Origin of the sequence: Janthinobacterium sp. HH104, assembly GCF_001758715.1 — a bacterium.
Classification (GTDB): Bacteria; Pseudomonadota; Gammaproteobacteria; order Burkholderiales; family Burkholderiaceae_D; genus Janthinobacterium; species Janthinobacterium aestuarii.
In genome coordinates, this window is the sequence record NZ_LRIB01000013.1 from 636357 (window position 1) to 654917 (window position 18561).

Annotated in this window: 17 protein-coding genes, 1 other RNA gene and 1 pseudogene; 10 read left to right on the forward strand and 9 right to left on the reverse strand. The window is 61.8% G+C overall.

Annotation, left to right across the window (positions count from 1 at the left end; all coding sequences use genetic code 11):
* Positions 1–126: 126 nt before the first annotated feature.
* The 3 genes and pseudogenes from JAB6_RS03655 (at position 127) to JAB6_RS03665 (ending at position 3551) form a co-directional block, all read left to right on the forward strand.
* The gene (locus tag JAB6_RS03655; RefSeq protein ID WP_070301401.1) at positions 127–1758 is read left to right on the forward strand and encodes an alpha-D-glucose phosphate-specific phosphoglucomutase; all 1632 of its coding nucleotides are present in this window, start codon (positions 127–129) and stop codon (positions 1756–1758) included.
* A gap of 152 nt (positions 1759–1910) precedes the next feature.
* A pseudogene (locus tag JAB6_RS03660) lies at positions 1911–2114 on the forward strand (helix-turn-helix transcriptional regulator); the annotation flags it as partial.
* A 99-nt stretch (positions 2115–2213) separates the two neighbouring features.
* The gene (locus JAB6_RS03665; RefSeq protein WP_070301403.1) at positions 2214–3551 is read left to right on the forward strand and encodes a type II toxin-antitoxin system HipA family toxin; all 1338 of its coding nucleotides are present in this window, start codon (positions 2214–2216) and stop codon (positions 3549–3551) included.
* A gap of 71 nt (positions 3552–3622) precedes the next feature.
* Here JAB6_RS03665 and JAB6_RS03670 read toward each other — a convergent pair whose 3' ends face one another.
* From JAB6_RS03670 to groES, 5 genes are all read right to left on the reverse strand, one after another.
* Entirely contained in the window at positions 3623–5197 is a 1575-nt protein-coding gene (locus tag JAB6_RS03670) for an oligopeptide:H+ symporter (protein WP_051990839.1), read from the reverse strand.
* A gap of 81 nt (positions 5198–5278) precedes the next feature.
* Positions 5279–5836: a GNAT family N-acetyltransferase gene (locus JAB6_RS03675; protein WP_070301404.1), complete on the reverse strand. Its 558-nt coding sequence runs from the start codon at positions 5834–5836 to the stop codon at positions 5279–5281.
* An 87-nt stretch (positions 5837–5923) separates the two neighbouring features.
* On the reverse strand, positions 5924–6436 hold the full coding sequence (locus JAB6_RS03680) for a hypothetical protein (protein WP_083292510.1): 513 nt from the start codon (positions 6434–6436) through the stop codon (positions 5924–5926).
* Positions 6437–6646: 210 nt separating this feature from the next.
* Entirely contained in the window at positions 6647–8296 is a 1650-nt protein-coding gene (gene groL, locus JAB6_RS03685; RefSeq protein WP_010400981.1) for a chaperonin GroEL, read from the reverse strand.
* A gap of 50 nt (positions 8297–8346) precedes the next feature.
* On the reverse strand, positions 8347–8637 hold the full coding sequence (groES, locus tag JAB6_RS03690; protein WP_010400979.1) for a co-chaperone GroES: 291 nt from the start codon (positions 8635–8637) through the stop codon (positions 8347–8349).
* Between the two features lie 534 nt (positions 8638–9171).
* Here groES and JAB6_RS03695 point away from each other — a divergent pair.
* From JAB6_RS03695 to JAB6_RS03715, 5 genes are all read left to right on the forward strand, one after another.
* On the forward strand, positions 9172–9918 hold the full coding sequence (locus JAB6_RS03695; protein WP_070301405.1) for a hypothetical protein: 747 nt from the start codon (positions 9172–9174) through the stop codon (positions 9916–9918).
* Between the two features lie 156 nt (positions 9919–10074).
* Positions 10075–10338: a hypothetical protein gene (locus tag JAB6_RS03700; RefSeq protein WP_034747342.1), complete on the forward strand. Its 264-nt coding sequence runs from the start codon at positions 10075–10077 to the stop codon at positions 10336–10338.
* Positions 10338–10649, forward strand: coding sequence for a cell division protein ZapA (locus JAB6_RS03705; RefSeq protein ID WP_034747344.1), 312 nt, complete (start codon positions 10338–10340; stop codon positions 10647–10649). The genes JAB6_RS03700 and JAB6_RS03705 overlap by 1 nt, the downstream gene beginning before the upstream one ends.
* A 54-nt stretch (positions 10650–10703) precedes the next feature.
* Positions 10704–10881: non-coding RNA, 6S RNA (gene ssrS, locus JAB6_RS03710), on the forward strand.
* A 90-nt stretch (positions 10882–10971) separates the two neighbouring features.
* Positions 10972–11436 carry an EVE domain-containing protein gene (locus JAB6_RS03715; protein ID WP_070301406.1) on the forward strand — a complete coding sequence of 155 codons (465 nt, stop codon included), beginning with the start codon at positions 10972–10974 and terminating at the stop codon, positions 11434–11436.
* On the opposite strand, the gene JAB6_RS03720 is transcribed toward JAB6_RS03715, so the two are convergent.
* The 3 genes from JAB6_RS03720 to JAB6_RS03730 all read right to left on the reverse strand — a co-directional run bounded on the left by JAB6_RS03720 (position 11433) and on the right by JAB6_RS03730 (position 14915).
* Positions 11433–12929 carry a GGDEF domain-containing protein gene (locus tag JAB6_RS03720; RefSeq protein WP_070301407.1) on the reverse strand — a complete coding sequence of 499 codons (1497 nt, stop codon included), beginning with the start codon at positions 12927–12929 and terminating at the stop codon, positions 11433–11435. The genes JAB6_RS03715 and JAB6_RS03720 overlap by 4 nt on opposite strands.
* Positions 12930–13092: 163 nt before the next feature.
* Positions 13093–13923 carry a prolipoprotein diacylglyceryl transferase gene (gene lgt / locus JAB6_RS03725; protein WP_034747373.1) on the reverse strand — a complete coding sequence of 277 codons (831 nt, stop codon included), beginning with the start codon at positions 13921–13923 and terminating at the stop codon, positions 13093–13095.
* A gap of 80 nt (positions 13924–14003) precedes the next feature.
* Positions 14004–14915 carry a LysR family transcriptional regulator gene (locus tag JAB6_RS03730; RefSeq protein ID WP_070301408.1) on the reverse strand — a complete coding sequence of 304 codons (912 nt, stop codon included), beginning with the start codon at positions 14913–14915 and terminating at the stop codon, positions 14004–14006.
* Between the two features lie 174 nt (positions 14916–15089).
* Here JAB6_RS03730 and ilvD point away from each other — a divergent pair, with 174 nt between their 5' ends.
* Positions 15090–16955 (forward strand): dihydroxy-acid dehydratase, encoded by a 1866-nt coding sequence (gene ilvD, locus JAB6_RS03735; protein WP_070301409.1) that lies wholly within the window; start codon positions 15090–15092, stop codon positions 16953–16955.
* Between the two features lie 223 nt (positions 16956–17178).
* The gene (locus tag JAB6_RS03740; RefSeq protein WP_034747381.1) at positions 17179–17490 is read left to right on the forward strand and encodes a c-type cytochrome; all 312 of its coding nucleotides are present in this window, start codon (positions 17179–17181) and stop codon (positions 17488–17490) included.
* 21 nt (positions 17491–17511) lie between these two features.
* On the opposite strand, the gene JAB6_RS03745 is transcribed toward JAB6_RS03740, so the two are convergent.
* Positions 17512–18513, reverse strand: coding sequence for an NAD(P)H-binding protein (locus tag JAB6_RS03745; protein WP_070301410.1), 1002 nt, complete (start codon positions 18511–18513; stop codon positions 17512–17514).
* Positions 18514–18561: the final 48 nt, after the last annotated feature.

Below are 18561 nucleotides of genomic sequence, written 5' to 3' on the forward strand. Positions count from 1 at the left end.
GACATGCAAGAGTGAGCTGCGGCATTGCCGCAGCCAGCGTAAGCGGTTTACCGCACCGTGGCAGACGTACAACGCTTTGCCGCCAGCCGCGCATGCGTTAACATGCAAAGTTAACATGGAGGCAAGATGGCTATTCAAATCATCAATACGGCGCCGATAGCCGGCCAGCGGCCAGGCACGTCGGGCCTGCGCAAGAAAGTGGGCGTGTTCAGCCAGCCGCAATACCTGGAAAATTTCGTGCAGAGCGTTTTTGACACGCTCGGCGACTGCCGCGGCCAGACCCTGGTGCTGGGCGGCGACGGGCGTTACTACAACCGTGCGGCCATCCAGACGGTGCTGCGCATGGCGGCCGCGCACGGCTATGCGCGCGTGCTGCTGGGGCAGGGCGGCATCCTGTCGACGCCGGCCGTCAGCTGCGTGATCCGCAAGCAGGGCGCGAGCGGCGGCATCATCCTGTCGGCCAGCCATAACCCGGGCGGCCCCGATGGCGATTTCGGCATCAAGTACAACATCGCCAGTGGCGGCCCGGCGCCCGAAAAGGTCACCGAAGCCATGTTTGCGCGCACGCAGGCTATCACCGAATACCGGATCAGCGACGCTGCCGATATCGACCTCGATACCCTGGGCACCGTGCGCATCGAGCAGATGACGGTCGAAGTGATCGATTCCGTCGCGGACTACGCGGAACTGATGCAGCAGCTGTTCGATTTCGACGCCATCCGCGTCCTGTTCGCGGGCGGCTTGCGCATCTGCTTTGACGGCATGCACGCCGTCTCCGGCCCGTATGCGACGGCCATCCTGGAAGGCATGCTGGGCGCGCCGAAGGGCAGCGTCATCAACGGTCTGCCCCTGGAAGACTTTGGCGGCGGCCATCCGGACCCGAATCCCGTCAACGCGCAGGAATTGATTACGCGCATGGCCAGCGACGATGCGCCGGACTTTGGCGCCGCCTCCGATGGCGACGGCGACCGCAACATGATCGTCGGCCGACGCTTCGACGTGACACCCTCGGACAGCCTGGCGATTTTGGCCGCCAACGCCAGCGTGGCGCCCGGCTACCGCGCCGGTTTGTCCGGCATCGCCCGCTCCATGCCCACGTCGGGCGCGGCCGACCGGGTCGCTGGCGCGCTGGGCATCCCGTGCTACGAGACGCCGACGGGCTGGAAGTTCTTCGGCACCCTGCTCGACGCCGGCATGGCCACCTTGTGCGGCGAAGAAAGCTACGGCACGGGCTCGAACCACGTGCGGGAAAAGGATGGCCTGTGGGCCGTGCTGTTCTGGCTCAACCTGCTGGCAGAGAAGAAGCAATCGGTGGAAGACATCGTGCGCGCGCACTGGGCCATGTATGGCCGCAACTACTATTCGCGCCACGACTACGAAGACATCGACAGCGCTTGCGCGGCGCAGCTGATGGAGGCCGTGCGCGGCCAGCTGGCCGCCTTGCCGGGCCAGGTCGTCAATGGCTACACGGTGGCGCTGGCCGACGACTTCAGCTACACGGACCCCGTCGACGGCTCCGTGGCCACGCAGCAGGGCATCCGCATCATCATGACGGACGGCGCGCGCATCGTGCTGCGCCTGTCCGGCACGGGCACCGAGGGAGCCACCCTGCGTTTGTACCTGGAGCGCTACGAAGCCGATCCGGCCCGGCACGATATTCCCACCCAGGAAGCGTTGGCGGGGCTGATCGCGGTGGCGCAGCAGGTCGCGCAGATCCGCGAGCGCACGGGGCGCGATGCGCCCACGGTGACGACCTGACAAATACAACCTTCAAACTGTCATTTCGATTTACAGTTTGAGGGTTGTATTATGAATTTACAGCGTTTGGGTTGTATTTTTAAAATACAGCCTATGACTTGTATCTTGTTTGATTGCTTCTATACTATGAGCTAACCGTCCGGAGTTACCTCATGCGCTACCCCATCAAAACCCTGCAGCAACTACGCCCTTTGCTGATCAGCTACCGCAAGCAGGCTGGACTTACCCAGCAAGCCCTGGCGGAGCGGCTTGGCGTGACACAGCAAAGTTACGCGCAGATCGAAGCCAATCCTGCTTCGACCAGCGTCGAGCGCCTGTATCTGATATTGCGCCTGCTTGGTGTGGAGATGGAATTGGCAAGTGCCGATGCTATCCCCGCGTCCAGAGGTAGCATGGGGGGAATGCGGCCGGAAAAAATCGTTCCCCCATCCGGGGAGAAGGACGTCTGGTAAGTCATGGGAAGAAAAGCACATGCGCAACGCCTGAACGTCTGGCTGAACGGTACGCCTGTCGGCTGTTGGGATGCCATGCCAGGCAAATCCTCGTTCACGTATTTCGATACGTGGCTCGATGACGAGGCCGGACGACCATTGTCGCTCTCCATGCCCTTCAAGCCGCACAACGAGGCTTACCGGGGCGCCGTGGTCCAGCATTACTTCGATAATCTGTTGCCCGACAGTGAACCGATCCGGCGCCGTCTGGCCTTGCATTTTCATACCGACGGTATTGAACCGTATCAACTGCTTGCAGCAGTCGGGCGAGACTGTGTCGGTGCGATCCAGTTGCTGCCGCCCGGTGAAACGCCGGTGGATCTGTTTTCCATTACAGGCGAGCCGCTCGATGCGGCGGGCGTCGCCGGCATCTTGCGCAATACTCTTGCCGAGAAACCTTTTGGGCACGGGACAGAAGCGGATGAGCTGCGCTTGTCGATTGCCGGTGCTCAGGAAAAAAGCGCCTTGCTGTGGCATCAAGGCCAATGGCACCGACCCACGGGCAACACTCCCACTACGCATATCTTCAAATTGCCGATGGGGCTGGTGGGCAATATGCAGGCCGACATGCGCACCTCGGTGGAAAATGAATGGCTGTGCTCGCAAATCATGCATGCTTTCGGGCTACCTACGGCCTCCTGCTCGATCCAGACCTTCGATGGGCTGAAAACCCTGGTGGTCGAACGTTTCGACCGCCGCCTTTCGCATGACGGCAGCTGGATAATACGATTGCCGCAGGAGGATTTTTGCCAGGCTACCGGCACCTCGCCGTTGCGGAAATACCAGGCCGATGGGGGGCCAGGGATTACCAGGATCATGGAGATTTTGCTCGGTTCCGCACAAGCTGAAAGTGATCGACAACGGTTTTTCAAAACGCAGCTCATTTTCTGGCTGCTGGCAGCCACCGATGGACATGCCAAGAACTTCAGCATCGTTCACCTGCCCCATCGCCAATTCCAGGCAACCCCGCTGTATGACATCTTGTCCGCCCATCCGATCATCGGCAATGGCGCGCATCAGCTTGCGTATCGGCGCGCGAGGCTGGCCATGGCGCTGCGCGGAGCGGGAAATCACTATCACATCGACGAGATCCAGCGCCGCCATTGGTCCAGCCATGCCCGGCAAGTCGGCCTGGGCGCGGCCGTTGCCGAACATATCATCGAAGAGGTATTGGCCAGCGTGGATGACGTCATCGCTCAAGTCAGTGCGCTTCTGGCGCAGGATTTCCCCGCTGATGTAGCCGCATCCATTTTCGATGGATTGCGGCGGTCAAGCAAACGGCTGCGCGAGATGCCGGCCTGAATAGTACGACTGGAAATAAAAAAAGCGCCCGACCATTGCTGGCGGACGCTTTGTCAATTCAGTTACTTACATCACGCCTTGCCCGGCACCACCGCCTGGCGGTAGTTGTCGACCATCTTGTAGCGCTTCGCATATAGGCCGAAGGCCAGCATGGCCACGGCGGCGAAGGCGGCGAAGAAGAACATCTGGAAGGCCGTCACACTGATGCCGCTTTCGGCGATCTTGCCGATCACGCCTTCGTTCATGACGCTGCGGTTGACGATCAGCACCCACAGGTTGCCCACCGTCGTCGACAGATTCCAGAAGCTCATGATGGCGCCCTTCATCGAGACGGGCGCCTGGCTGTAGGCAAACTCCAGCCCCGTCGCCGAGACCAGCACTTCGCCGAACGTCAACAGCGCGTACGGCAGGATTTGCCACATGATGGAGACGGCGCTGCCGCTGTCGAGGGCCAGTTGCAGCAAGCCGATGACGATCCACGCCAGCGAGGAAAAGCCGATACCGGCCGTCATGCGGCGCAGGGCCGTCGCTTCCCAGCCGAAGCGGTTCAGCATCGGGTACAGCACCAGGTTGTTGAACGGGATCAGGAGCATCACCAGCATCGGGTTCAGCGCCTGCATCTGCGCCGGCAGGAACCAGCTTGGTTTTTCCATGGTGTTCGCCTGCACGATCCACGTCGAGGCCTTCTGGTCGAACAGCGAGAAGAACGGCGTGACGAGGGCGAAGATGACGAGGATGCGCAGCACGGCGCGCACGCCTTCGACGGCTTCGTCAGGGTGGATGCCGCGTGCGCGTTCCAGCTGCATGGCCGTGCCGATGCTGCCGAAGGCCAGCAGCAATACCAGCGCGGTACACGCGGAAATCACGAAGCCCCATTCGGGAATGCTGTAGAACGCATACAGGGCGCCGATCACGCCGACGTAGGCCACGTACAAGCCGGGACGCGAACCGCCATCGACGCGGGCCAGCAGGGCCGTGCGGGCCACGCGGGTAAACGAATCGGGGTTCGGCGGCGCTGGCGGCACGTGCACGTATTTCTTGGCACCCATCCAGAAGACGATGGTGGCGGCCAGCATCATCAGGCCGGGGATGCCGAAGGCGATCGACGGGCCATACTTTTTCAGGAACAGCGGCATCAGCAGCGAGGCGAAGAAGGAGCCGAAGTTGATGATCCAGTAGAACAGGTCGAAGACCAGCTTGGCCTTGTGCTTGTTGGTCTGGTCGAACTGGTCGCCGACAAACGAGGCCACCAGCGGCTTGATGCCGCCGGAACCGAAGGCGATCAGGAACAGGCCGAAATAGAAGCCGTTGACGCTGTTTTCAAACAGGGCCAGACAGGCATGGCCGGCGCAATACACGAGGCTGAGCCAGAAGATGGTGTTGTATTTGCCGAAGAAGCGGTCGGCCAGCCAGCCGCCCAGCAGCGGGAAGAAGTACACGCCGATGACGAAGGTGTGGAACACGTGCTTGGCTTCGCCCGTGCGCTGGTCGATCGGGATCATCAGCAGCAAGGTGCTGATGAGGAATGGCGTCAGGATGTTGCGCATGCCATAAAAGCTGAAGCGTTCGCAGCCTTCGTTGGCGATGATGTACGGTATTTGCCGGGGCATTTTGCCCGTGGCGGTTTGTGTCTCGGCCGATGACATTGGCTCTCCCCAAGTTTTTTTTGTAAGCCGCGATGCTAAGGCCTGCCGCGTTTGCTTGCAACAGAAAAAACGGCCTGTCCGCTATTTCGCAGGGATTTGTAAGGTATTGATTTTCATAAAGACATTACTTTCGGCACTTGCACGGGCAGGGCGGGGCAGTAATAGTTGCATTTGCAGCATGCCATCCGATGCGGGACCGTCCGCCAGGGTAAAACCGCAGCCCAGGTACAGGGTCAATGCCGCGTTGTTGTCCTGTGCCACGGCCAGGCGCACGCGGGCCAGTTCGGGCACGCCGCAGGCGTGCGCGATGGCTGCCTGCACCAGTTGCCGTCCCGCGCCGCAGCCGCGTGCCTGCGGTGTCACGTACACGTTCCACAGGCCGGCCTTGTCATGCACGACGGCAATCGGTTCGCGGCGCAGGCCGGCAATGCCGATCAATTGTTCCTTGTCGAAAGCGCCAAATATTATTTGGTACGATGTGGCGCGCAAGCGCTCGGCTATCCGTGCCAAGGGCAAGCCGCTTTCCGCCGCATGCGTGGTGCAGAAGGCGGCGGGCAGTTCGGCGATGCCGGCCAGGCGCAGCGCGCGGTAGGCGCAGGCGTCGTCTGGCGTGAGGGAGCGGACAATGATGGCGGGCATGTGGCCGAGTATCGGGCTTCGATGCCAGAAAGTAAAGCTTGCGCTGCAACGCCAGCGTCTCGCCGCAGGGGACGCCCGCGTGGAGCGTTACTGCGGCGCGATGCGCTGCATGGGCGCGTTGTCCTTGCGCCATTGTTCCAGGGTGATCAGGTCGCCGCTGGCGATGTCGTCGACGAGGATGCGCTTGCCGTCGGGCGTGACGACGAAACTTTCCCAGCGGTGCGCCGCATCGGGCGTGCTTTCGAAAAAGCTCAGCTGATAGCAGGCGACGCCATCGACGAGGCGCGTCTCGGGCGACGTTTCCATTACGGCGCCGTGCGCGCGGCCGCCCGAGGCCTTTTCGATATGCGCCGACCAGGCCTTGATTTCCGGCAAAGCCAGCAAGGCATCGACGGCGCGCGCGTTCTGCTCTTGCGCCGTCGTCTGGTTGCTCGCGGCAGGGGCATGGTCACCATGCGGCGCGGATTGCTGGTGCAGGTAGAAAGCGCCGAGCCCGGCGGCCAGCAAGCCGGCCAGGATGCCGGCGATGATGGTGGTTTTGGAAGAAGAGGCGCGTGGCGGCATGATGGTGGGATGAGAAAGAAAGACGATGGCGGCCATGCTAAAGCAAAACGGGCAGGCGGGCAATCGCCGGGCTTGCCAACGGGTTTGCCAAACGGGTTTGCCAAATTCATAGACGAAAAAAAGCCACCTTCCGTAGAAGGTGGCTTTCGGGGCCGCCGGGGAGGGGCTGACAGCTTTTGGTCTGCCAGCCCTGTCCCGGCGTATGCGGCCAGTCGTGCCGTCGCCTGCGCGACTGGCCGCCGGACATTACATCATGCCGTCCATGCCGCCCATGCCGCCCATACCACCCATGCCGCCGCCCATGCCGCCGCCTGCTTTGTCGTCAGCGATTTCGCAGACCATGCAGTCGGTCGTCAGCATCAGCGAAGCGATCGAAGCGGCGTTTTGCAGTGCCGAACGGGTCACTTTGGCTGGGTCCAGAACGCCCATTTCAACCATGTCGCCATACGTGCCGTTGGCAGCGTTGTAGCCGTAGTTGCCCGTGCCAGCCAGTACGGCTGCCACGACGACCGAAGCTTCTTCGCCAGCGTTTTGCACGATCATGCGCAGTGGCTCTTCCATTGCGCGCAGGACGATCTTGATACCAGCGTCTTGATCAGGATTGTCGCCCTTGACCGTGATGTTGGCGCGTGCGCGCAGCAGGGCTACGCCGCCGCCTGGCACGATGCCTTCTTCCACGGCAGCGCGGGTAGCGTGCAGTGCATCTTCAACGCGGGCTTTTTTCTCTTTCATTTCGACTTCGGTGGCTGCGCCAACCTTGATCACGGCAACGCCGCCAGCCAGTTTGGCGACGCGCTCTTGCAGTTTTTCACGGTCGTAGTCCGAGGTCGCTTCTTCGATCTGTACACGCACCTGTTTCACGCGTGCTTCGATCGAGGCAGCTTCGCCGGCGCCATCGATGACGATGGTGTTTTCTTTGCCCACTTCGATGCGTTTCGCTTGGCCCAGTTCGGCCAGGGTCACTTTTTCCAGGGTCAGGCCGACTTCTTCAGCGATCACTTGGCCGCCGGTCAGGACAGCGATGTCTTCCAGCATGGCTTTGCGGCGGTCGCCGAAGCCAGGGGCTTTCACTGCGCAGGTTTTCAGGATGCCGCGGATGTTGTTCACAACCAGGGTCGCCAGCGCTTCGCCTTCGATGTCTTCTGCGATGATCAGCAGTGGACGGCCAGCTTTTGCGACTTGTTCCAGTACCGGCAGCAGGTCACGGATGTTCGAGATTTTCTTGTCGCACAGCAGGACGAATGGGCTGTCCAGTACGGCAACTTGTTTCTCTGGGTTGTTGATGAAGTATGGCGACAGGTAGCCGCGGTCGAACTGCATGCCTTCAACGATGTCCAGCTCGTCGTTCAGCGACTTGCCGTCTTCCACGGTGATGACGCCTTCTTTACCGACTTTTTCCATCGCTTCAGCGATACGCTCGCCGATCGAGTAGTCCGAGTTCGCCGAGATCGCGCCAACTTGGGCGATTTCTTTGGTCGTGGTGCAAGGACGGGCGATTTTCGCCAGTTCTTCGACGGTGGCTGCAACAGCTTTGTCGATACCGCGCTTCAGGTCCATCGGGTTCATGCCGGCGGCAACGAACTTCATGCCTTCGCGCACGATGGCTTGTGCCAGCACGGTTGCGGTGGTGGTGCCGTCGCCGGCGTTGTCGCTGGTGCGGGAAGCAACTTCCTTGACCATTTGCGCGCCCATGTTCATGAGCTTGTCTTTGAGTTCAACTTCTTTCGCTACCGACACACCATCCTTGGTGACGGTAGGGGCGCCGAACGAGCGCTCCAGAACGACGTTGCGGCCTTTCGGGCCCAAGGTGACTTTGACTGCGTTGGCGAGGATATTGACGCCTTCGACCATCTTGGCGCGCGCTGCGTCGCCGAATACTACTTCTTTAGCTGCCATGTTCAATTCTCCTGAGTTTCGGGATGTATCTGTCTACAACGTGGAAACAATTACTTGACGACGATCGCCATGATGTCTTCTTCGCGCATGACCAGCAGCTCATCGCCGTCAACTTTGACGGTTTGGCCAGCGTATTTGCCGAACAGGACGCGGTCGCCTACTTTGACATCCAGAGGACGGACTTTGCCGTCGTCGAGAATCTTGCCATTGCCTACGGCAAGGACTTCGCCTTGATCCGGTTTTTCAGCAGCTGCATCAGGAATGATGAGGCCGGACGCAGTTTTGGTTTCCTGGTCGAGGCGTTTGACGATGACGCGATCGTTCAATGGGCGCAGATTCATACAAAACTCCTTAAAGTTCAATGGATAGGTGTTGCTAAATGAATACATGCCTGGCACAGCGCCAGGCGTGCTTTCAGTGACCGCCGTTGAAAGCAGCCCGCAACGGTCAAGCAAACCCCATGTCATCGGGTGCGTGCCAGCTAGGCAGTGGTGGCATCGCGGCGTCGCCCGCCGCGTAGCGTTCCCTGCTGTTGCCCGGCAGACACCATCATGTCCTGAGGATTGCTACGAAAGAGTTTGTTAGCACTCTCTACTAACGAGTGCTAATTATAGGGACGGTAGGGGGCTTATTCAAGGGCTTATTCTCCGGGAAGATAAGCTTAGACGTTCTGCGCAGCCTGCATTTACGCAGGGTTTGCGCAAACGCAAGCCTCGTTCCCGGGCGTCAGCAACAGGCGCGACTCTAGCATGCCCGTCAGGCGAACGGCGTTCCTGTACGTACAGGAAACACAGTTTTACTATGGACTTTGATAAGATGATTGTAATTGCATATCAATATCACCATATATCGCCACCTGCACGAGAAAGCACGCCATGCCATCGACCACTTCCCGTACCGCCCTGCGCCTGTTGGGCGCCACCGTCATCGGCCTCGCCTGCCTGGGCAATGCCGTCGCGCAAACGCCCACCATCGTCGACGAGATCACCGTGGCCGCCCTGACGCCGCAGGAAAAGGAAATGCTGCTGAACGACCTGTTCAACGATCTGAACAAGGATGACGACGACCAGGAAGCGCACGTGTGGGACAACGGCGGCGACCGCGGCGTGCTGGTCAAAGTCACGTATAACTTCAGCAATTCCGGCATGACGGAGCACAGCCTGAAGGCGCATGTGTGCCGCGACTTGAAATTCATCGTCACGGCAGCTGGTAAAACGCAGGACCTGAGCCGCCGCACCTGTTCGCAGAGCAGCGGCCGCTGGGATGTGCAGGGCAAAGATCCGGCGCCCGTCGTGTATCCGCCTTTCCTGTCCGACGTCACCATCGCCAAGCTGAATGCCAAGGAAAAGCAAGCCCTGTTGACGGCCGCCGTGCGCACCTTGAAAGATGAAGAGGATGGCAAGACGCGCCAGTGGAGCAACAAGGGACTGGGCAATGCGGTACCGCTGGCGGTGCGCCTGACGCCCTCGGGCACGGACGGCAAACCTGGCAGCTACGGCCGTACTTGCCGCGATTTGACGATGGTGCTTGACGGCAAGAGCGGACAACAGACGCTGACGCGCCGCTCTTGTGAAAACCGCTATGGCGGACTCGATATCGAACCCGATTACGTCGACGAGTAAAACGCTGCCATCACGGCGCTGGCAGATGCGCGCACTTGGCGAAAAGCGCCGGAAAAAGCGTGTATTTCACGGCAACTGACCTGCATTGATGTAAATATGTGTGACAGCGGCGTGATTCGATTGACGCCCATGGAGCGTCCGCCCTATAGTGGCGGGATGATTTCCGAATTCAACGAATTATCCGACAAAATAGGCCTGCTGGCCGAAATGACCCATGCGCTGCGCCGTGAAAACGCGCAACTGCGCAAGGATAACGCCGCGCTGGCCGCCGAGAACGCCCTGTACGTGCAGCGCATGCGCGAGGCGCAGGAGCGGGTGGAAGCCTTGCTGGAAAAAATTCCCGAACTGGTGCAAGCCGGCCTGGAGCAAGCCGCTTCGGAAGCGGGCGCCTATATTGCAGAGAACGAGAAGGAAGCGTGATGCCGCGTGTCGATGTCAATATCATGGGCCAGTCCTACAGCATGGTGTGCCGCGACGGCGAAGAGCGCGCGCTGCGCGAAGCGGCGATCTATCTCGATAGCAAAATGAAAGCCATCCGCGACGCGGGCAAGGTCAAGGGCAACGACCGCATCGCCGTACTGGCCGCCCTGGGCGTGGCCGCGGAGTTCCTCTCCGTGAAGTCGCCGCAAGGTCCGCTGTCGGAATTGACGATCCTGGAAGTGAAGCAGAAAATCTCGGCCATGCACACGGTATTGGATAGCGCGCTGACGCCCCAGGAAAACCTTTTTTAAGCGTGCACGCGACGATTTGTCTTTGAGATGCGCGATCAAAGGAGTAAACTTGGGTCTACCCTGCGGTGTTCGCGATTGCCATATATTCCTTGAACCATTTATGCGCATCGGTTGCGAATTTTGTTTGATGGGAGTGAGCGTCGCTCGTTCGACGAACCCGAAATTGAACTAACGTGACCACCTTGAACCGTTTGGTTCGGGATGCCGGCATAGCGGCACAGGCGGGGCCCAATTCGCAGTAACTTGGTAGTACAACTGAAAACGGTTGCAGCATTGATGCGCAACCGTTTTTTTACGCCTGTCACTTTGATACGGAGTCTGCATGAAACAATACTGGCTGATGAAATCCGAACCCGATGAAGTGAGCATCGACGACCTGATGGCGGCGCCCCAGCACATCATGCCGTGGTTTGGCGTGCGCAATTATCAGGCGCGCAACTTCATGCGCGATGGCATGCAGCCGGGCGATGGCGTACTGTTCTATCACTCGAGCTGCCCGCAGCCGGGCGTGGCGGGCGTGGCCGAAGTGGCCAGCGGCGCGTATCCCGATCACAGCCAGTTTGAAGAGGGCGGCAAATATTTCGATCCCAAGGCCACACAGGAGCAGCCGCGCTGGATCAGCGTCGACGTGCGCGGCCTGAAGAAGACAGCATTGCTGCCCCTGTCCGAGATGCGCCAGATGCCGGAACTGGAAGACATGCTGCTGCTCAAGAAGGGCAGCCGGCTGTCGATCACGCCCGTGACGCCGGCGCAATGGAAAGTCATTACCAATAAGCTGAAAGGCTAGGCTTCGACCCGGTTGCGGCCATTCTGCTTGGCCCGGTACAGGGCCTGGTCGGCGGCGGCCAGCAATTGTTCCGGCGTCTGGCCGCCGTCACTCAGTGCCAGGCCGATGCTGGCCGTCACCAGGCCGCCGCGCGACGGCGCGTGGACGATGGCGGCCGCGGCGATCGCTTCCTGCATCTTGTGCGCCACGGCCAGCGCGCCGTCGCCATCGGTGGCGGGCAGGATGGCGGCAAACTCCTCGCCGCCGAAGCGTGCCGCCAGGTCGCTGGCGCGTGGCAGCGCCGAGTGCAGGGCGGCGGCGATCCGCACCAGGCAGGCGTCGCCGTACGGGTGGCCGAAGGTGTCGTTGAGGCTTTTGAAGAAATCGATATCGATGATCAACAGCGCCAGCCCTTGATGGTTGCGCGCGGCGCGCTGCCACTCCAGCTGCAATGTCTGGTCGAAGCAGCGCCGGTTGGCGATGCCCGTCAGGCCATCTGTCAGCGACAACTTTTCCAGTTTGTCATGCGCGGCGCGCAAGGCCAGTTCGCTTTGCATGTAGCGGCTTTGCAGGGTGGCCGAGCGCAGCGCGTGGACCAGCAGCGCGACGAACAGCGACGCCGCCGCCAGGTAGAAATGCGCGCGCATGACGGCAAAGCCCAGGCCCAGCAGGGCGGCCGTAAAGAAGATGGGACTGAAATTGTCGATCAGCAGGGTCAGCTTTTGCGGGGCTTGCTGCGCCTGTGTACTTTCGGCCGCGGACTGCGCCGCCGTGACGCGCGTGGCCAGCAGCACCAGCAGCAGGAACGGCAGGCTCGGCAGCACTTCGCTCCATGCTTGCGTCACGCCATGCAAGGTCAGATAGTTATACGCGGCCGCGCAGCCCGCGTAGCACCATAAAAACACCGTCAGCAACAGGTAAAAGCGGCCTTGTCCGCCATCGCGGCGGTGCGCCAGCAGGCGCAGCGAAGCGCAACAGGCCAGGACCAGGTTTTCCACGTTGTAGGTCAGTACCAGCAGGCTGGCGGGAATCGGCGCGATCGAGCGCTGGTCGAATGGCGACACGGAAAAGATGGCTGTATAAGCCAGGTAGGCCGCCAGCAGCACTTGCACGGCATCGAGCCATTGCAAGGTGCGCGAGCGATGGTTGTGCGTTACGGACGAGATGGCCAGCAGCAGGGGCGCGCCATACATGAAATAGGCGAAATCGGAAAAATACGTGGCGTCGGAGGCCACTTGTCCGCTCAGATCCTGCCAGGCCGACAATGTCATGCCCGTGCTCCAGAACAGCATGGCCACGGCGAACAGGGCCCAGCCTGTCCTGGCGGCGCCTGCCGCGCTGACGTAGGCGCAGCGGCAACAGGCGGCCAGCGCCAGCAGGGGCGAGACAATACTGAATGCATAGCTGACGTACGGCGCGTGCGTGCCGGCCCAGGCCGTCAAGGCCAGCTGCGCCAGCACATAGCTGGCACCCAGCGCAATCGAGTACGTCAGTTGTTGTCCGGCAGGCGGCATGGCAAGGCACTCCCCGGTAGCGGCATGTGAAAACGATGATACCGAGATGTCAACAGCAAGTCTATTCCGCGAGGAAATTTAATTGTGTTGAGGGAAATGTTGCCGGGAGGCGGGGGAGGGAAAGTGGCGCGCCTGCCTGGCGCGCCACCTGGGAACAGCGGTTTTACGTGTTGGCCGGGCGGACCTTGGTGGGCGGCGTGCCCATCACCTGGCTTTTATATGCCCACACCAGCAGCGCGATGGCGCCGACGATCATCGGCAGGGACAGCATCTGGCCTGACGTGATCGGCACGCCCAGCCACACGACTTCCCAGTCCGGCGTGCGGAAGTATTCCGTGAAGAAGCGCGCGCAGCCGTACAGCAGGGTGAACATGGCGCCCACGGCCATGCGCGGGCGCTGCTTGCGCGCAAACAGCCACAGGATGATGAATACCAAAATGCCGTCGACCAGCATCTGGTAGATCGGTGACGGGTGCACGGGATAGGGAATGCCCGGCCACTGCATGGCCCACGGCAGGGTTTCCGGCGCGATGCGGCCCGGCAGTTCGGCATTGATGAAGTTGCCAAGGCGGCCGGCCGCGTAGCCGAGCGGCACCAGCGGGGCGATGAAGTCGAGCACGTCGAACAGGTTGCGGCCTGCCTTGCGGCTCCACAGATACATGGCTACGATGACGCCGAGGAAGCCGCCATGGAAGGACATGCCGCCATGCCAGACCATGAAGATCTCGAGCGGGTTGTGCATGAAGTATTCAGGACGGTAGAACAGCACTTCGCCCAGGCGCCCGCCGATCACCACGCCCAGCATGCCGTAGAACAGCATGTCATCGAGGTCTTCCTTCTTCCAGCCCAGTACGGCGATGTGCGGCTGCTTGATGCGCACTCTGCCCAGGATAATGAACAGGGCAAAGGCCAGCACGTACATCAGGCCGTACCAGTGCACGGCGAGCGGGCCGATCTGGATGGCTATCGGGTCGGGCATCGGGTGTATCAGCATGGGGTTTCTTTCTTTGTTTAAAGCCAAGGTTGCGTAGTATGGGGGCGCTGGCCGTTTTTTGTCTTAGCGGCCACTTAATTTTAATCGGCGGTAGCGCCGATCTGCTTGCGCAGCAGCGCCAAAAAACCTTGCAGCACGGCGGACGGATTATCGCGGCGCCAGGCCAGGCCTGTTTCCACCAGCGGCGTGGCGTCCTGCAGCGGCCTGTATTCTACGCCCGGGCGCATCAGATTCGATACCGATTGTGGCACAAGCGCGATGCCCATGCCAGCCGAGACGAGGCTGACGATGGTCTGCATCTGGATCGCTTCCTGGCCGATCTGCGGCGTGATGCCGGCCGCGCGGAACACGCCGAGGATCGCGTCATGCAGGGCGGGAGAAATGGCGCGCGGGAAAACGATCAAGGGCAGGGGCGGCACGTCGCGCAGGCGCACGGGGCCCGGCGTATTCAATATGTCGAGGCCGGACGGCGCGGCCAGCACCAGCGGTTCTGCCAGCACGGGCAGGTAATCGAGGTCCCCTTTCGCCTTCTCGGGCAGGGGCGGGATCAACAGGCCCGCATCCGTGCGCCCGGCCAGCAATTCATCGAGCTGCAGGTCCGACGTGGCTTCCTGTAGCTGGATGTGCACTTGCGGATAGGCCGCCTGGTAAGCGCGCAGCAGGGGCGGCAGCACGCTGTAGTCGGCCGACGAGACAAACGCCAGGCTCAGACGTCCCACCTCGCCCTGCGCGGCCCGCAGCACCAGCGCGGATAAATCCTGCGCCTGCGCCAGCAGCCGGCGCGCCTCGGGCAGCAGTGCCGTGCCGGCCGGCGTCAGCTGCACTTCGCGCCGCGTGCGCACGAACAGCGGGGCGCCCAGCAGTTCTTCCAGCGCCATGATGGTTTGCGACAGGGGCGGCTGCGTCATGTGCAGGCGCGCGGCGGCGCGGCCGAAATGCAATTCCTCGGCGACGGTGACAAAGTAGCGCAGCTGGCGCAGTTCCAAGTTCATATGTGTTTCCATGCGGATTGATTGCTGTGATATGTAAAACGACTCACAGACACGTGCATCATATATTTGACAGTGGGGCGCGCGCAAGGCAATCTGGCGTACCCCCACTGCATGCAGGGTTTTGTTGAAAATCCGGGCAGTCAGGCATTATTCATTTCTCGGAAGGTCCCCATCATGCCGCAATACCGCTCCCGCACCACCACCCACGGCCGCAACATGGCTGGCGCCCGCGCCCTGTGGCGCGCCACCGGCATGAAGGACGGCGACTTCGACAAGCCGATCATCGCCGTCGTCAACTCGTTCACCCAGTTCGTGCCCGGCCACGTGCACCTGAAGGACCTGGGCCAGATGGTCGCGCGCGAAATCGAAAAGGCTGGCGGCGTGGCCAAGGAATTCAATACCATCGCCGTCGATGACGGGATCGCCATGGGCCACGGCGGCATGCTGTATTCACTGCCGTCGCGCGACCTGATCGCCGACTCCGTCGAATACATGGTCAACGCCCACTGCGCCGACGCCATGGTCTGCATCTCGAACTGCGACAAGATCACGCCGGGCATGCTGATGGCCGCCATGCGCATCAATATCCCCGTCGTCTTCATCTCGGGCGGGCCGATGGAAGCGGGCAAGGTCGTCAAGGTGGTCAACGGCACGCAGAAGATCATCAAGCTGGACCTGGTCGACGCCATGATCAAGGCGGGCGACAGCACCGTGTCCGACGCCGACGTGGCGGAAATCGAACGTTCGGCCTGTCCGACCTGCGGTTCCTGCTCCGGCATGTTTACGGCCAACTCGATGAACTGCCTGACCGAAGCGCTGGGCCTGGCCCTGCCCGGCAACGGCACCATCCTGGCCACGCACTCGGACCGCCAGCAGCTGTTCCTGCGCGCGGGCCGTCTGATCGTGGAACTGGCCAAGCGCCACTACGAGCAGGATGACTACTCGGTGCTGCCACGCTCGATCGCCACCAAGGCGGCGTTTGAAAACGCGATGGCGCTCGACGTCTCCATGGGCGGCTCGACCAACACCGTGCTGCACTTGCTGGCCGCCGCGCACGAGGCGGAAGTGGAATTCACGATGGCCGACATCGACCGCATCTCGCGCAAGGTACCGTGCCTGTGCAAGGTCGCGCCGATGACGGACAAATACCATATCGAAGACGTGCACCGCGCGGGCGGCATCGTGGGCATCCTGGGCGAACTGGCGCGCGCCGGCCTGCTCAACACGACTCTGCCGACCATCCATGCGCCGACCCTGGCCGACGCCATCGCGCAAAACGACATCAAGTGCACGGACGATCCGGCCGTGCATGAACTGTTCCGCGCCGCGCCGGGCGGCGTGCCGACGCAGACGGCGTTTTCGCAGTCGGAGCGTTTTGCCGCCGTCGACACGGACCGCAGCACGGGCTGCATCCGCGACAAGGCCCACGCGTATTCGCAGGATGGCGGCCTGGCCGTCTTGTACGGCAACCTGGCTGAAAAGGGCTGCATCGTCAAGACGGCAGGCGTCGATGAAAGCATCTTGAAATTCTCTGGCAAGGCGCGCGTGTTCGAAAGCCAGGATGCGGCCGTCGCGGCGATCCTGGAAGACACCGTGCATGAAGGCGACGTCGTCATCATCCGCTACGAAGGCCCGAAAGGCGGCCCGGGCATGCAGGAAATGCTGTACCCGACCTCGTACATCAAGTCGAAGGGCCTGGGCAAGGCGTGCGCGCTGTTCACGGACGGCCGTTTCTCGGGCGGTTCCTCGGGCCTGGTGATCGGCCATGCCTCGCCGGAAGCGGCCGAAGGCGGCGCCATCGGCCTGGTGGAAGAGGGCGACTTCATCGACATCGACATCCCCGAGCGCACCATCAACCTGCGCGTGACGGATGCCGAACTGGCCGCGCGCCGCGCCGCCATGGAAGCGAAGGGCGACGCGGCCTGGCTGCCCGTCAACCGCGAGCGCTACGTGTCGCAGGCGCTGCAGGCGTATGCGGCGCTGACGACGTCGGCCGACCGTGGCGCCGTGCGCGATCTGTCGCAGCTGAAGAAGCGCTGATCTGTTGCGCAGGTAAGACAGCCGGCCCCGTTTGGCTATGCGGGGCCGCTTGTCGTTACATCGCCTTACAAACAACATGGTCATGGACGCGCAGATGGGGCAGAATATGAATGCCTAATCGCTACTACACTGCGTTACTACATTGAAACGCTTGATCTGGGCTCGTGGTGCATCTGCGGAAACACAGTAAAATGCCGCAGGAAGTAACTTTGGAGAAAAGACAATGAAACGTTTTATGTTGGTGAGTGTATTGACCGTATCGGCTCTGGCATCGCAAGCAGCGTTGGCCAATCCGGACCTGGCGAAAGCAAAAAACTGCATGGCTTGCCATGCGGTGAGCACGAAACTGGTGGGCCCTGCGTTCAAGGACGTGGCTGCCAAGTACGCTGGCCAGAAAGACGCTGAAAACAAGCTCGTGGCGAAAGTCATGAAGGGCGGCTCCGGCACCTGGGGCGCGATCCCGATGCCAGCGAACCCGCAAGTGAGCGATGCTGAAGCCCACACCCTGGTCAAATGGGTACTGGCACAGAAATAATCTGTGCCGCAGTACCTGCAATTAGCGCGCCGGCAATCCCGGCGCGTTTTTTTTGCCCGCTGCCTTTTGCAGATTGCCCATGCCTTCCAGTGTCGTCCGCACCGCCTCGTCGAGCGGCGTATGCGGCTCCCGGCACAGCACGGCCAGCAGCCGCGCATTCTCCATGCACAAAGGAGTTTGCCACAGATAGCGCATCTCGCGCATTTCACGCAAGGTCGCCACGAACGGCGACGCCAGCGCCACCAGCCACCATGGAAAACGCCGGATGGCGGGCGCAGTTCCCGTCGCCTGCTCCACCACGCGGGCGATCGCCCCCGTCATTTGCTGGCCGTCGTGGTCCCAGTGGCCGGCCATGTGAAAGCGGGAGAACGCGGGCAAGGTGGCGCGCATGGCCAACAATTGCACCATCGTGCGCGCCACGTCTGGCAGGTAGGACCACTGGTGGCCCACGCCGGGCGCGCCCGGATACAGCACGCTGCGCACCCTCTGGCCCGGTTTCACGAGGCCCTGCGAAAACCAGTTATTGCCGGCGCGTGGGCCGAAGAAGTCGCCCGCGCGCACGATGATGACCCTGGCGCCCTGCGTGCTGGCCCGCTCCAGCCGTGCTTCCAGTTCCACGCGGATGGCGCCCTTGCGCGTCTGCGGACGTTGCGGCGCGTCTTCCGCCAGCACGGGGAAGGCGTCGGGGCCGAAGTTGTACACGGTGCCCGGCAGCACGATGGTGGCATTTTCGGCAATCGCCGCTGAAATCGTGTTGTCGAGCATGGGCAGCACCAGCTGGCCCCAGTTGCGGTAGCCGGGCGGGTTGACGGCGTGCACGATGACGGCGCAGCCTTTGGCGGCCGCCAGCACGTCCGCGGGCGACAGCGCATCGCCGCGCAGCCATTCAATGCCGTCGCCGCGTGGCGATGGCGTCGCTCCCCGCGTCAAGGCGCGCACCTGCCACCCCGCCGCCAATAGCTGACGCACCATCTCGCCGCCGATGCCGCCCGTGGCGCCCAGTACCAATGCTGTTTTGTCCATTCTGACCTCCGTGTGGTTGATGAGGCCAGTATCTGCCGCGCAGGGCTA

Excerpts from the sequence above, each read along its gene's own strand:
- lgt (WP_034747373.1), bottom strand. The coding sequence starts at position 13,923 with ATGCTGATACACCCGATGCCCGACCCGATAGCCATCCAGATCGGCCCG.
- JAB6_RS03665 (WP_070301403.1), top strand. The coding sequence starts at position 2,214 with ATGGGAAGAAAAGCACATGCGCAACGCCTGAACGTCTGGCTGAACGGT.
- JAB6_RS03700 (WP_034747342.1), top strand. The coding sequence starts at position 10,075 with ATGATTTCCGAATTCAACGAATTATCCGACAAAATAGGCCTGCTGGCC.
- JAB6_RS03730 (WP_070301408.1), bottom strand. The coding sequence starts at position 14,915 with ATGAACTTGGAACTGCGCCAGCTGCGCTACTTTGTCACCGTCGCCGAG.
- JAB6_RS03705 (WP_034747344.1), top strand. The coding sequence starts at position 10,338 with ATGCCGCGTGTCGATGTCAATATCATGGGCCAGTCCTACAGCATGGTG.
- JAB6_RS03670 (WP_051990839.1), bottom strand. The coding sequence starts at position 5,197 with ATGTCATCGGCCGAGACACAAACCGCCACGGGCAAAATGCCCCGGCAA.
- JAB6_RS03720 (WP_070301407.1), bottom strand. The coding sequence starts at position 12,929 with ATGCCGCCTGCCGGACAACAACTGACGTACTCGATTGCGCTGGGTGCC.
- JAB6_RS03655 (WP_070301401.1), top strand. The coding sequence starts at position 127 with ATGGCTATTCAAATCATCAATACGGCGCCGATAGCCGGCCAGCGGCCA.
- JAB6_RS03675 (WP_070301404.1), bottom strand. The coding sequence starts at position 5,836 with ATGCCCGCCATCATTGTCCGCTCCCTCACGCCAGACGACGCCTGCGCC.
- JAB6_RS03715 (WP_070301406.1), top strand. The coding sequence starts at position 10,972 with ATGAAACAATACTGGCTGATGAAATCCGAACCCGATGAAGTGAGCATC.
- JAB6_RS03680 (WP_083292510.1), bottom strand. The coding sequence starts at position 6,436 with ATGGCCGCCATCGTCTTTCTTTCTCATCCCACCATCATGCCGCCACGC.
- groES (WP_010400979.1), bottom strand. The coding sequence starts at position 8,637 with ATGAATCTGCGCCCATTGAACGATCGCGTCATCGTCAAACGCCTCGAC.
- ilvD (WP_070301409.1), top strand. The coding sequence starts at position 15,090 with ATGCCGCAATACCGCTCCCGCACCACCACCCACGGCCGCAACATGGCT.
- JAB6_RS03695 (WP_070301405.1), top strand. The coding sequence starts at position 9,172 with ATGCCATCGACCACTTCCCGTACCGCCCTGCGCCTGTTGGGCGCCACC.
- groL (WP_010400981.1), bottom strand. The coding sequence starts at position 8,296 with ATGGCAGCTAAAGAAGTAGTATTCGGCGACGCAGCGCGCGCCAAGATG.
- JAB6_RS03745 (WP_070301410.1), bottom strand. The coding sequence starts at position 18,513 with ATGGACAAAACAGCATTGGTACTGGGCGCCACGGGCGGCATCGGCGGC.
- JAB6_RS03740 (WP_034747381.1), top strand. The coding sequence starts at position 17,179 with ATGAAACGTTTTATGTTGGTGAGTGTATTGACCGTATCGGCTCTGGCA.